Annotated in this window: 10 protein-coding genes; 7 read left to right on the top strand and 3 right to left on the bottom strand. The window is 54.9% G+C overall.

Translation table 11 applies throughout. The features are described 5' to 3' along the window. Window positions 1-220 precede the first annotated feature (220 nt). Window positions 221-1150, top strand: coding sequence for a homoserine O-acetyltransferase MetA (gene metA, locus FCN80_RS18265; RefSeq protein ID WP_136991601.1), 930 nt, complete (start codon window positions 221-223; stop codon window positions 1148-1150). A 110-nt stretch (window positions 1151-1260) separates the two neighbouring features. Here the strand turns inward: metA and edd are convergent, their stop codons facing one another. Next, window positions 1261-3072 carry a phosphogluconate dehydratase gene (gene edd, locus FCN80_RS18260; RefSeq protein WP_136991600.1) on the bottom strand — a complete coding sequence of 604 codons (1812 nt, stop codon included), beginning with the start codon at window positions 3070-3072 and terminating at the stop codon, window positions 1261-1263. Between the two features lie 359 nt (window positions 3073-3431). Then, window positions 3432-3974: a gluconokinase gene (gene gntK / locus FCN80_RS18255; RefSeq protein WP_230492766.1), complete on the bottom strand. Its 543-nt coding sequence runs from the start codon at window positions 3972-3974 to the stop codon at window positions 3432-3434. Between the two features lie 336 nt (window positions 3975-4310). Here gntK and metH point away from each other — a divergent pair, with 336 nt between their 5' ends. The 3 genes from metH (at window position 4311) to FCN80_RS26500 (ending at window position 8948) form a co-directional block, all read left to right on the top strand. Then, complete coding sequence (gene metH, locus FCN80_RS18250) at window positions 4311-7994, top strand: methionine synthase (RefSeq protein WP_136991598.1); 3684 nt, start codon at window positions 4311-4313, stop codon at window positions 7992-7994. Between the two features lie 630 nt (window positions 7995-8624). Beyond that, window positions 8625-8750 (top strand): hypothetical protein, encoded by a 126-nt coding sequence (locus FCN80_RS27275; RefSeq protein ID WP_306767897.1) that lies wholly within the window; start codon window positions 8625-8627, stop codon window positions 8748-8750. A gap of 27 nt (window positions 8751-8777) precedes the next feature. Beyond that, complete coding sequence (locus tag FCN80_RS26500) at window positions 8778-8948, top strand: hypothetical protein (RefSeq protein WP_170975443.1); 171 nt, start codon at window positions 8778-8780, stop codon at window positions 8946-8948. Window positions 8949-9009: 61 nt separating this feature from the next. On the opposite strand, the gene FCN80_RS18245 is transcribed toward FCN80_RS26500, so the two are convergent. Next, complete coding sequence (locus FCN80_RS18245) at window positions 9010-9759, bottom strand: UTRA domain-containing protein (protein ID WP_136991597.1); 750 nt, start codon at window positions 9757-9759, stop codon at window positions 9010-9012. A gap of 195 nt (window positions 9760-9954) precedes the next feature. Here FCN80_RS18245 and FCN80_RS18240 point away from each other — a divergent pair, with 195 nt between their 5' ends. From FCN80_RS18240 to FCN80_RS18230, 3 genes are read left to right on the top strand one after another with little or no spacing between them, the layout of a single operon-like run. Next, window positions 9955-11016 (top strand): ABC transporter substrate-binding protein, encoded by a 1062-nt coding sequence (locus FCN80_RS18240; protein ID WP_136991596.1) that lies wholly within the window; start codon window positions 9955-9957, stop codon window positions 11014-11016. 9 nt (window positions 11017-11025) lie between these two features. Then, entirely contained in the window at window positions 11026-11823 is a 798-nt protein-coding gene (locus FCN80_RS18235; RefSeq protein WP_136991595.1) for an alkaline phosphatase family protein, read from the top strand. Beyond that, window positions 11820-12659, top strand: coding sequence for an ABC transporter permease (locus tag FCN80_RS18230; protein WP_136991594.1), 840 nt, complete (start codon window positions 11820-11822; stop codon window positions 12657-12659). The genes FCN80_RS18235 and FCN80_RS18230 overlap by 4 nt, the downstream gene beginning before the upstream one ends. The last annotated feature ends 23 nt before the right edge of the window (window positions 12660-12682 follow it).

The following is a 12682-nucleotide window of genomic DNA, read 5'->3' as shown; positions in this document are numbered from 1 at the left end:
GCAGGGGGCTTTTTTTTTACGTCATATAAAGGCCGGCGGCGGCCTGTGCCGCCAGAGGGCTTGAGCGCGCCTGGCGCCTGGCTGCGCCTAAGCTAAAATCGATCTATAGATGAAACATTTTCAACTTTAGGCTGAACACTCGACATTATCATTTAAACGCGGTAACGTCGGGCTTCTGGATGTCTAAACGTATATACGTATGCTTTGAGGTTCTAACGTTATGCCTATTCGGGTTCAGGACGCATTGCCGGCAGTAAATTTTTTGCGAAGCGAAAATGTTTTCGTCATGACGACTTCCCGTGCCAGTACCCAGGAAATTCGTCCGTTGAAGGTATTGATCCTGAATCTGATGCCGAAAAAAATCGAAACGGAAAACCAGTTCTTGAGATTGCTGTCGAATTCGCCATTACAGGTGGATATTCAACTGCTACGCATTGACAGCCGGGAATCCAAAAACACCCCGGCGCAGCACCTCAATACCTTCTATTGCAACTTCGATGATATCCGGGAGCAAAATTTCGACGGTCTTGTGGTCACAGGCGCGCCACTGGGTTTGGTGGATTTCCGGGATGTGGCGTATTGGCCGCAAATCGAGCAGGTCTTGCATTGGGCCAAAGATCATGTGACCTCGACTTTATTCGTCTGTTGGGCAGTTCAGGCCGCGCTGAACATTTACTATGGAGTGCCAAAACTGACTCGGCAGGTCAAACTTTCCGGTGTTTACCAGCACAACACCTTAAAGCCGCACGCCATATTGACCCGGGGATTCGACGAAACGTTCCTGGCGCCGCACTCCCGTTATGCCGATTTCCCCATCGATGCCATCCGACAGTATACCGATTTGGAAATTCTGGCCGATTCGGAGCAAACCGGCGCTTATTTGTTTGCCAGTCCGGACAAGCGCCTGGCTTTCGTCACAGGTCATCCCGAATACGATGCGCTGACGTTGTCCAATGAATACCATCGGGATATCGTCGCTGGCCTAAGCCCGACAATACCGGTGAACTACTTTCCCGGCGACAATCCCGAATTGCCGCCCAAAGCCAGCTGGCGCAGCCATGGCCATTTATTGTTTTCCAACTGGCTAAATTACTATGTCTACCAAATCACCCCATACGATTTGCGCCGGATGAACCCGACGATTGAGTGAGCGGGTGAGGCTCGGGTCGTCGACCGTGAAAGCGCGACGATCCCGATTTGCAACGAAGGCGGTATGGGGCGCGGCTTGGCATAGCCCGGCGCCGGATGATGGTTGGTCGCTCAGAAATGGAAGCAGCTCGCGCCCTGTTCAGCGCCGGAGAGTTGGCTGCGTAGCGCGCTAAATAACTCTCGGCCGCAACCAACATCGCTCGCGCTTAAATCCGGCGGATTCAATGTCCTTTGCGCCAGTTCGGCATCGTCCACCAACAAACTCAGCTCGCCGGTGACACCGTTGACTCGAATCCGGTCGCCGGTGCGAACCTTGCCCAACACCCCGCCGTTATATGCTTCCGGCGTTACATGTATGGCCGAGGGAACCTTGCCAGATGCGCCGGACAACCGCCCGTCGGTCACCAGCGCGATCTTGAATCCGCGATCTAAAAGCACGCCAAGGGGCGGCATGAGTTTATGCAATTCGGGCATACCGTTGGCCCGGGGCCCCTGATATCGGACGACAATGACACAATCCTTGTCCAGTTGGCCGGCATCGAACGCCGGTCCGACGTCATGCTGGCTTTCAAACACTACCGCCGGCGCTTCAATAATCTGATTGGCAGCAGGGACGGCGGATGTTTTCATCACTGCGCGGCCGAGGTTGCCGTCCAGGACCTTGGTGCCGCCGTGATGCTCGAAAGGATTGGCCGCGCTGGCGATGACCGTGGGATCCTGCGATAACGCCGGGCTTTCGCGCCAAGCCAGGGTATCTTTGTCCAGCCAGGGTTGCAGGGTATAACGGTGCAATCCGAAACCGGCCACAGTATTCACGTCCTCATGCAACAGGTCGCCTTTAAGCAGTTCGCGGACAACCAATTGAACGCCGCCGGCATCGTGGAACTGGTTGATGTCCGCCGGACCGTTGGGATAGATACGAGCCAATAACGGCACCGCGTCGGACAGATCGGAAAAATCATCCCAATTAATGATAATTCCGGCGGCGCGAGCCATGGCCACCAAATGCATGGTATGGTTGGTCGACCCACCCGTGGCCAGCAAAGCGATGATGCCGTTGACGATGACTTTTTCATCCACCAGCCGGCCGGCGGGCAGATAATTGCCGCTGTTTTCGGTCAGCCGGGTAATTTGCACGGCCGCGGCATCGGTAAGCGCGTCCCGTAACGGGGTGTTCGGCGCCACAAAGGATGCGCCGGGCAAATGTAACCCCATAATCTCCATGACCATCTGATTGGAATTGGCCGTGCCGTAAAAGGTGCAGGTGCCGGCGCTGTGATAAGAAGCGGCTTCCGCTTCCAGCATGGCGGCGCGATCCAGTTTGCCTTCGGCATACAATTGACGGACACGGACTTTCTCTTTATTAGGCAAGCCGCTGGACATGGGACCGGCGGGAACGAATATCGCCGGCAGATGACCAAACGACAGGGCCGCCATCACCAGTCCGGGAACGATTTTGTCGCAGATGCCGAGATAAAGGGCGCCGTCGAACATGTTATGGGACAATCCTACCGCCGCCGACATGGCGATCACATCGCGGCTCATCAGCGATAATTCCATACCGTCCTGGCCTTGGGTGACGCCATCGCACATCGCTGGTACGCCGGCGGCCACCTGGCCTACCGCGCCCACGCCATGCAGGGCTTTTTTAAGCCGATCGGGATAGCGTTGGTAAGGCTGATGCGCGGAAAGCATATCGTTATACGAGGTAACGATGGCGATATCGTTATGGGTCATGCTTTTTAGCGCGGATTTATCAGCGGGCAAACAGGCGGCGAAACCGTGGGCCAGATTGCCGCAGGCCAGCCGAGAACGGTGCACCGTACCGGCGCGGGCGGCGTCTATTCGCGCCAGATAAGCGTCACGGGTGGCGCGGGAGCGGTCGATGATACGTTGCGTCACACGAGCTACAGTAGAATTCATATTTACCTCACTCAAAATTGAACGATTCGGGCGACGGGTACGGGGTGCCGCCTCGAATCTGGAATTCATGTGTCTTGCCGATAGGGAGTCTTAGCTGTTGTTATCATGCGCGTTATGTTCAACTAAGCGGCCCCGTAACGCCGAAATCAGCCGTCCCCTTTGCCTATGGCGGGGCTTTGGTGCGGCTCCGCGGCGGGTCAACGTTGTCCTGGTTATTTAATGGCTATCTCATTGCCATGGCTTAGCCATAACCTTAGCTTAATCGTTTCAGCTTTTATTGACATAAAAAGCCGGAGGTTGACAACGCATGCCGCGTCCGGCAAAAACTTCCGCCAAGCATGGGGTAGGGCAGATCCCGCTCAACTTACCGATGAAGGCTCGCTGTAGCTGCGAATGTACCGAAGCGCGTCATTGATGACCTTATCCAGCGGTTGATTGATATTCACGGCGAACACGTCGGTTTCGTCAGCGCTTGGTTCCTCCAGCGTATTGAACTGGGTAATCAGCATATCGGTCTTGAAAAAATGGCCTTTGCGGGCTTTCAGGCGTTCTTCAATAACCTCGAACGCGCCTTTAAGATAAATGAACGACAGATTATCGTTGCCTTGTCGCAACCGGTCTCGATAGCGTTTTTTCAGGGCGGAGCAGACGATGATGGAAACGGCGTTGGTGCGCTGCATGGCAAAAGCCGCGTCGCTGATAGCCGCCAGCCAGGGCGCGCGGTCATCATCATTTAAAGGATGGCCGGCGGCCATTTTTTCGATATTGGCCCGTGGATGGAGAAAATCGCCATCAAGAAATGCGGCGGTGAGTTCACGGGCCAGGGCGTTGGCCACAGCGGACTTCCCGCTGCCTGAAACGCCCATTAAAACAAAAATATGGTTCTGCGTGGTTGTCATCATGTGGCTCCGTGGACTACAAAAGGAAATGAAATGTTACCGGTAACATTACGTGTTTTTTGCTGGGTTGACCAGAGGTGCGGACGAGTTTTATTTTCTTCTGTGATCCACTTCAAAAAATAAAATCCCTGTCGAAACCTCTTTTTTACAATTCGCCATCCCGCTGTTGACTCCGGCACGCCCATAACTGAAAAAGTCTCATGCGCGAGCGACTTCGCCGGCGTCTAACTTATGTTAGGATGTTCTGCCTGTTTTAGCCGCGGATGTTCATGATATTTTGCGGCGAAAGCCTGACGATGAAAGGCATATGGCGTGTTTTCCCTGGTGGATGGAGTGAGCGTGATTAATCGAAAAGACGATATTCGTCGACAATTGGCCCGGCGCATCATGGTACTGGACGGCGCGATGGGGACCATGATCCAGAGTTACCGGTTGGAGGAAGCGGATTTTCGCGGCCAACGTTTCTCTCAATGGCCTTGCGATCTGAAAGGCAACAACGATCTTTTGGTGCTGACCCGGCCCGATATCATCTCCGCCATTCATTATGCCTATCTGGAAGCCGGCGCCGATATATTGGAGACCAATACCTTCAACTCCACCGCTATCGCCATGGCCGACTATCAGATGGAATCACTGGTCGGCGAACTCAACTATGAAGCGGCGCGTCTGGCGCGGCAAAGCGCCGATGAGTGGACGGCGCGCACGCCTGACAAGCCGCGTTACGTCGCCGGCGTGTTGGGGCCTACTAATCGCACGGCGTCTATCTCTCCGAACGTCAATGACCCGGCATTCCGTAATATCAGTTTTGATGAGTTGGTGAGTGCTTACAGGGTAGCTATTCACGCTTTGGTGGAAGGCGGCGTGAATTTGTTAATGGTGGAAACCATCTTCGACACGTTGAACGCTAAAGCGGCCATTTTCGCCATCGAGAGCGAATTGGACGCCATGGGCGTGAACCTGCCGGTTATGATCTCCGGTACGATCACGGATGCGTCGGGACGCACACTGTCGGGTCAGACCACCGAGGCGTTTTATAATTCCCTGCGGCATATCCAACCCCTGACATTCGGTTTGAATTGCGCGTTGGGGCCGGGCGAGTTGCGGCAATATGTCGCCGAATTGTCCCGGATCGCCGAGTGTCATGTCAGCGCCCATCCCAATGCGGGGTTGCCCAATGCCTTCGGCGAATACGATCTCGGTCCCGATGCCATGGCCGAGCATATCGGGGAATGGGCTAGCGCCGGTCTGGTCAATATTGTCGGCGGCTGTTGCGGCACCACGCCGCGCCATATCGCCGCCATTGCCCGCGCCGTTGAGGGTCTCGCACCCCGGCAATTGCCGATAAGGCCGGTGGCCTGCCGTCTGGCGGGGCTTGAACCGCTGAATATCGAGAGCGACAGCTTGTTCGTGAATGTCGGCGAACGCACCAATGTCACCGGTTCGGCACGTTTCAAACGGTTGATAAAAGAAGAAAAATACCCAGAAGCTCTTGCGGTGGCCCTACAGCAGGTGGAAAACGGCGCGCAGATCATCGACATCAATATGGATGAAGGCATGTTGGACGCCGAGGCCGCCATGGAGCGTTTTCTTAATCTGATCGCCGGCGAGCCGGATATCTCCCGCGTGCCCATCATGATCGATTCATCCAAATGGGATGTCATCGAAAAGGGGCTGAAATGCATTCAGGGAAAAGGAATTGTCAATTCCATCTCCTTAAAGGAAGGGGAAGCGCTTTTCCTCCACCATGCCCGGCTTGTGCGGCGTTACGGCGCGGCGGTCGTGGTGATGGCATTTGACGAGGACGGACAGGCCGATACCCGGGCGCGCAAAATCGGGATTTGCCGTCGGGCATATCGGATCCTGACCGAAAAGGTTGGTTTCCCGCCGGAAGACATCATTTTCGACCCCAACATTTTTGCCGTGGCTACCGGTATTGAAGAGCACAATAACTATGCCCTTGATTTCATCGGCGCCTGTGCCGATATCAAGGCCGAACTACCGCATGCGTTGATCTCCGGCGGCGTTTCCAATGTGTCTTTTTCCTTTCGCGGCAACGAACCGGTGCGCGAAGCCATCCATGCGGTATTTTTGTACCATGCTATCCGCAACGGCATGGATATGGGTATCGTGAATGCCGGTCAACTGGCTATCTATGATGATTTGCCTGAAGCGCTGCGTAACGCGGTTGAGGATGTCATCCTTAACCGACGCTCTGACGGCACCGAACGGCTACTGGAACTGGCGGAAAAATTCCGCAACGACAAAGAAGGCGACACCGGCAGACAGCAGCAATTGGAGTGGCGGGGCTGGCCGGTGGCCAAGAGGCTTGAATACGCCCTGGTGAAAGGCATCACCGAGTTCATTGAGGGGGATACCGAGGAAGCGCGCCAGCAGGCGGCCCAGCCTATCGAGGTTATTGAAGGGCCGTTGATGACGGGTATGAATGTGGTGGGGGATCTGTTCGGCGCCGGCAAGATGTTTCTGCCCCAAGTGGTGAAATCCGCCCGGGTAATGAAACAAGCGGTGGCCTATCTCGAACCCTTTATCCAGGCCGGCAAGCAGCAGCAGACGGCAGCGGGCAAAATCCTGTTGGCAACGGTCAAAGGGGATGTCCACGACATCGGCAAGAATATCGTCGGCGTGGTGTTGCAATGCAACAATTACGAAATTATCGACCTGGGCGTGATGGTGCCGATGGACAAGATTTTGAGTACCGCCCGGCAAGAGAACGTGGATATCATCGGTTTGTCCGGCTTGATCACGCCGTCATTGGACGAAATGGTCAATGTCGCCAAGGAAATGGAGCGCCAGGGCTTTACCCTCCCGTTGCTGATTGGCGGCGCGACGACCTCAAAAGCCCATACCGCGGTAAAAATCGAGCGTAACTACAGTGGACCGACCGTGTATGTGCAAAATGCCTCGCGCAGCGTCGGCGTCGTCTCGTCGCTGTTGTCGAATACCCAGCGGGACGGGTTTGTTCAACGGATCCGCAGCGAGTACGAAACGGTGCGGATTCAGCATGGCCGGAAAAAACCGCGCACGCCGCCGGTGACTTTGCAGGCGGCGCGGGATAACGACGCCGCTCCCGATTGGCGAAATTACACGCCGCCGTCTGTCCATCGTCCGGGTGTGCAAACGGTGACCGCGTCCATTGAGACGTTGCGTAACTACATTGATTGGACGCCTTTTTTCATGACCTGGTCGCTGGCTGGCAAGTACCCCCGACTCCTGCAGGATGAAGTGGTAGGCGAGGAGGCTCGCCGGCTATTCGCTGATGCCAATGCCATGCTCGATCGATTATCGGTGGAAAAAAGCCTGACGCCGCGCGGCGTTGTGGGCGTGTTTCCCGCCAACCGGGTGGGGGATGATATCGAAATCTACCGGGACGACAGCCGTCGGGATGTGTTGGAGGTAAGTCATCACTTACGCCAGCAAACCGAAAAAGACGGCTTCGCTAACTATTGTCTGGCGGACTTCGTGGCGCCTAAGGTCAGCGGCAAAGCGGATTATATCGGCGCCTTTGCCGTCACCGCCGGTCTGGAAGAAGATGCGCTGGCGGAAGCGTTTGACGCCCGCCATGACGATTATAATAAAATCATGGTGAAAGCGTTGTGCGATCGTCTGGCCGAGGCGTTCGCCGAATACCTGCATGAACGGGTACGCAAGGTGTATTGGGGCTTTGCCGCCAACGAAAACCTCAGCAATGAGGAACTGATTCGAGAAAATTACCAGGGCATCCGTCCCGCGCCGGGGTACCCCGCCTGTCCGGATCATACGGAAAAAGCCGTCATTTGGCGGTTGCTGGATGTGGACAATACGACGGGCATGCGTTTGACCGAGTCGTTCGCCATGTGGCCCGGCGCTTCAGTATCGGGTTGGTATTTCAGTCATCCGGACAGTAAATATTTCGCCGTGGCGCAGATCCAGCGTGATCAGGTCGAGGATTACGCCGTGCGTAAACAGATATCGGTTGCTGAGGCGGAGCGCTGGCTGGCGCCTAACCTGGGTTATGACGCCGATTGACCCTGCCGGCTCGGGCAGGTAGGTGTGTGGCGCACAAACAAGCGCAGCGGTATGGTTTGCTTTGAATTTATTAGTCTAATTCCTTTTTTACGGAGAATTATAATAGGCTAATTAATTTTGGATAATAATATAATTAATTTACCCCCTCATGCCCGTGGCGTTAAATTGAAGCCATAACAATGCAGTTAAAGCCATGGGCTTTTTTTTAACTCTGAATACGTCGAGTCGCTGGTGTCAACTTAGCGGCAACGTAAGGTATGACGAGTCGATACCCGAATTAACCCATGTCACGCCGGATATCCTGACCATTCACACTGCATCTTGGCGGCAGGTGAGTGAAAGCCGCCTTTAAACGGGCAGTCAGAAACCTTACCGGGATAGCGGCGAGTCCGCTTATCGCCGGGTGCTAAGGCGGTCCCAGGGCCGCATCGGCGGGTCGCGCGGCGATGTGGCATAAGAAGGGTATGATTGAAGTTTTTTTCGTGGATGCTATCTGGGCAATCATGCGGACATAACCTATTGATGATAGGCAATGCTCTATTCCATTAGTGTGAGTATAGCCCTGCCGGGCTGTTTTACCGCAATCGGAAAGATTCCGGTCTCACGATGACGAGTAAATTAGGATAATATATGAACCAGCATGAGGAAAAAGTTTTCCTAGCGAATTTAGTCGCGGCGTTTAAAACCACGCAACGCTATATTAAGCGTAATTATCAGCCCGGCAAGGGTTTGGGTAAAACCGCGCCGCCCTCTTGAACGTTCGCCACAACAGGAAGTCGGATTTTGATTCAACATCCTGCGGCATTACGTTTCAACATTACTGCGGCTGATGGCCTCAATATCTACCGCATAGCGGGAACGCCATTTGTTCCGGGCAGGTGGATTCCCGCTATTTTTATTCAGCCGATCCCCCAATGGGTTGCGCCCGTTGCCGCTTTATCGCCGGTATCTTAAACGGATAACCGCCGTTACCCGACCGCCCCGCGCCGGACAGTAAATCCGACGCCGTCCCGCATTATCCCCGTTCTTCCGCTTCCACGCTGATATGCAGCGTGTCATAGCGCCAATACTCGAGATCGCAATCGATTATCCTGGCATGCTGATCGCAATTGATACGGGTGATAAACAGCGCCGGGCTGTTGTCCGCGACCTTCAACGCTTGGGATGCCGCCGCGGGAAACGTGGTGGGTAACATATCGAACCGGACTTTACCGTAGCGGATATCATAACGGTTGGCGTAAAGTTCAGTCAGTGAAGACGTCAAATCTTCATGCAGAATGCCGGGGAAAAAATCGACATTCAGATAATGCTCGACGTATAACACCGCCCGTTCGTCCAGACGTCTCACCCGGCGGATGCGAAACACCCGCGCTTGACCGCCTAAGTTCAGATGGGTGCGAATGATCGGCGGCGCCGCGATTTCGCTGGCATCCAGCACCTCGGTATCGGGTTTGCGCCCCTGTTCGCGGGCCATGGCATGGAAATGGCTGCGTTGCAGCGGGTTGTAAATAATCCTCGGCGGGCTGACAAACCATCCGCGCCGCTCTTCGCGATAAATCATCCCTTGCGCTTCCAGTTGTCCCAGCGCCTCTCGCAAAGTGATACGGGTCGTGGCGAATTGCTCACTTAATAGCCGTTCCGCCGGCAACCGATCGTTATGCGTCACTACGCCTTGCATTATCCAGCCGGTTATTGCCTGGCAAATGGCGGTAACGGTCTTCTGCCGAGAGAGGATCTGCAGCGAAGAAGCGTCATCATGAGGCATTATCATCACCCATATGCATTATTGTAGTGCACCCTTTGTCGCCTTTGCGACAGAGAAGATGAAACGATAACAAAAAACAACGTAAAAGGATTGCTGACATCAAATATTCATCTTGGTTGGGTAGATTGGCTTGGTTCTTGCTGGACTAGACCAGTGAAGTTTCTTATAAACACACTATCACCCGGAGCATCACATATGAAACTTTTGTTCGCTTCAGTGTTAACTACAGCAATATTGCTGGCCAGCCAGGCCGGTCATGCAGCCCCCGCGAATATCGCGGCGCTGCAAAAAGCGGCGCAGAAAGAAGGCGAGGTTATCAGTGTCGGTATGCCGGACAGTTGGGCCAACTGGAAAGAAACCTGGGCGGACCTGTCCAGCAAGTACGGTATCAAGCACAGCGATACCGATATGAGCTCGGCCCAGGAAATCGCCAAGTTCCTGGCGGAAAAGAACAATGCCAGCGCTGATATCGGCGATGTGGGCATCTCCTTCGCCCCGTTAGCGGTTCAAAAAGGCGTGGCGCAACCCTACAAACCGAGCACCTGGGATCAGGTCCCCGCCTGGGCCAAGGATAAAGACGGCAATTGGGTCGTGGCCTATACCGGCACCATCGCATTCATCGTCAACAAGCAGACGGTCAAAGACATTCCCCACAGCTGGGCTGATTTGCTGAAAGGAAAATATAAGGTATCGATCGGTGATGTGGGCACGGCCGCGCAGGCGGCGAACGGCGTACTGGCAGCAACCTACGCCATGGGCGGCAACGAGAAGAATCTGAAGCCCGGTTTGGACTTTTTCGCCAAATTGGCCAAGGCCGGACGCCTGGGATTGAATGACCCCACCATCGCCTCGCTGGAAAAGGGTGAGGTGGATGTCGGCGTTGTTTGGGATTTCAATGGACTGAACTATCGCGACACTATTGATAAAACCCGTTTTGAGGTATTGATCCCCTCCGACGGTTCGGTTATTTCCGGCTATTCCACCATTATCAATAAATACGCCAAGCATCCCAATGCGGCCAAATTCGCCCGGGAATATATTTTCTCCGATGCGGGACAAATCAATCTGGCCAGGGGGTATGCCCGCCCGATCCGCATAGAACATCTGACGTTACCGGCGGATGTCAAAGCCAAACTGTTGCCGACCTCTGAATACAAGAATGCCCATCCCATCGCCGATCAGGCCGCCTGGGAGAAGAGCGCCAAGGCGTTGCCCCGTTTGTGGCAGGAAGACGTCATGATGGCCATGCAGCAATAAGGAGTATCGATGAAAAGCCTGTTGGTGGTATTGGATGGATTGAATTATCAGGTGGCCTATGATGCCATGGGCTACCTGCAGGCCGAATGCGCGGCGGGCCACGGCCGTCTCTATCCCCTGGAATGCGAGTTGCCGTCGTTATCGCGGCCGTTGTACGAATGCATTTTGACCGGCATTTCCCCGGTGGAAAGCGGCGTGGTGCATAATGATGTCGTCCGGCTTTCCCATCACCGCAGCGTTTTTCATTGCGCGCGCGCCGCCGGTTTGACGACCGCGGCCGCGGCTTATCATTGGGTCAGCGAACTGTATAACCGTGCGCCTTTTGATGCGGTGCGCGATAGGCATACACTCGATCCCCAGGCGACAATTCAGTACGGACATTTCTACCATGCGGATCATTATCCCGACTCCCATGTGTTTGAAGACGCTGAAAGCCTGCGTCTGCGTTACCGTCCGGATTTCCTGTTGATTCACCCGATGAACATTGATGACGCCGGACACCACTTCGGCCTGTCCTCGCCGCAATACCGAAATGCGGCGCGCATCGCCGACGGTCTGTTGTCGCGCTATTTGCCGGCCTGGCTCGCCGACGGTTATCAAGTGATAGTCACGGCGGATCACGGCATGAACAACGACCAAAGCCACGGCGGCATTTTGCCTGAGGAACGCCAGGTACCGCTATTCGTGTTCGGCGAGGCCTTCAGCCTGTCGCCGGTTGCGCCGCGGCAGACGGAAATTTGCGGTACGCTATGCGAACTATTGGCTGTCAACCATGATAAGCCGCTATGTATGGGATTGCTCAAATGAAAGGTAAATGGCTGGCGGCGGCGATTATGTTGCCGTTCGCGGTATTTTTCTGCGCCTTCCAGATAGCGCCGCTGGTTTGGATGGCTTATAACAGCTTTAACAGCGAAGCGGCCGGCTGGGGCATCGCCAACTACAGTGAAATCATCGGCTCCCCGTTTTATCGCCAGGCCTTTGTTTTTTCGCTACAGATAACGTTCTGGTCCAGCTTTTTCGGCTTATTGATTGCGCTTATCGGCAGCTATTCGTTGCGTCAGTTGGGCGCGACCCGCCTACGCACCGCGGTCATGTCTTTTACCAATATGACCAGCAACTTTACCGGGGTGCCGCTGGCGTTCGCTTTTATCATCCTGCTTGGCACCAACGGCTGCGTGACGCTTATTTTGCGACGCTATGGCTTGTTGGGGGATTTCAACCTCTATTCCAAACCTGGATTGATGGTGTTGTACACCTACTTCCAGATTCCCCTGGGCGTACTGTTGCTCTATCCGGCCTTTGACGCATTACGGGAGGACTGGCGCGAATCGGCGGCTTTATTGGGCGCGGGACGGTTTCATTACTGGCGCTACATTGGCCTGCCGGTCCTGGCGCCGGCCTTGCTGGGCACCTTCGTTATCCTGCTGGCCAACGCCCTCGGCGCCTATGCCACCATCTTCGCTTTGACCAGCGGTAACTTCAATGTTATCCCCATCCGTATCGCCGCGCTGGTGGCCGGCGATTTGGATCTGGACCCGAATATGGCCAGCGCGCTGGGGATGTTTCTGGTCATGCTGATGGTGGTGATTACGCTGGTGCATCAGTGGGTGATACGCCGGAGCTATGCCCATGCCAATGTCTGAGGCTGTTGCCGGACAATCTGTGA

The sequence above is a fragment of the Martelella alba genome (genome assembly GCF_005217455.1).
Taxonomy (GTDB): Bacteria; Pseudomonadota; Gammaproteobacteria; order Enterobacterales; family Enterobacteriaceae; genus Acerihabitans.
The sequence above is the reverse complement of the archived record's forward strand: the minus strand, read 5'-3'. Positions and strand labels throughout refer to the sequence as shown.